The organism is Pseudomonas sp. PS01299 (assembly GCF_029960145.1).
GTDB classification, from domain to species: Bacteria; Pseudomonadota; Gammaproteobacteria; order Pseudomonadales; family Pseudomonadaceae; genus Aquipseudomonas; species Aquipseudomonas putida_A.
The window spans coordinates 1-757 of sequence record NZ_JASCPO010000503.1; the positions used below are offsets into that span (position 1 = coordinate 1).

Annotated in this window: 1 protein-coding gene; it reads left to right on the plus strand. The window is 54.6% G+C overall.

Annotated elements, in window-relative coordinates; translation table 11 throughout:
- The first annotated feature begins 106 nt into the window (after positions 1-106).
- Entirely contained in the window at positions 107-655 is a 549-nt protein-coding gene (locus QMX91_RS31290; protein ID WP_282413916.1) for an RNA 2'-phosphotransferase, read from the plus strand.
- The last annotated feature ends 102 nt before the right edge of the window (positions 656-757 follow it).

Genomic DNA, 757 nt, shown 5'->3' on the forward strand with positions numbered 1-757 from the left:
GGGCTTGCTCGCGAAGGCGTGATATCAGTCAACATCAACGTTGAATGGTTCACCGCTTTCGCGAGCAAGCCCGCTCCCACAGTTGATCGCAATGACAGGGAAGTTCATGAGCAAAAAACTGTTGGACGAGACAAGCAAATTTCTCAGCTTCGTATTGCGCCACGAACCTCAGGCGATCGGTCTGACGCTGGACTCTGAAGGCTGGGCAAATATCGAAGAACTGATCAACGGTGCTGCGCGTGACGGTCGCAAACTGGATCACGAACTGATTGAAGCGGTCGTGACAAGTAGCGACAAAAAGCGCTTCTCGATTTCCGAGGACGGCCAACTGATTCGTGCGGTTCAGGGCCACTCAACGAAAAGCGTGGATTTGCAGTTCGAGCAGAAACAGCCACCGCAAACGCTGTATCACGGCACAGCGACGCGCTTTCTTGAGTCAATCAAAGAACAAGGCCTGATCCCGGGATCACGCCATCACGTGCACCTTTCCCAAGACATCGACACCGCTTCGGCCGTCGGGCAGCGCTATGGCACCGTGGTGATTCTGAAAGTCGCCGCACGGCAGATGGAAGAACAGGGTTTGAAGTTCTATCAGGCCGAAAACGGCGTTTGGCTGACAGAACAGGTGCCGGCGCGCTTTCTCTCCACCGTGTAATTGCTGAGCACACAAAACAACTGTGGGAGCGGGCTTGCTCGCGAAGGCGTCGTATCAGTCAACATCAACGTTGAATGAATCACCGCTTTCGCGAGCAAGCCC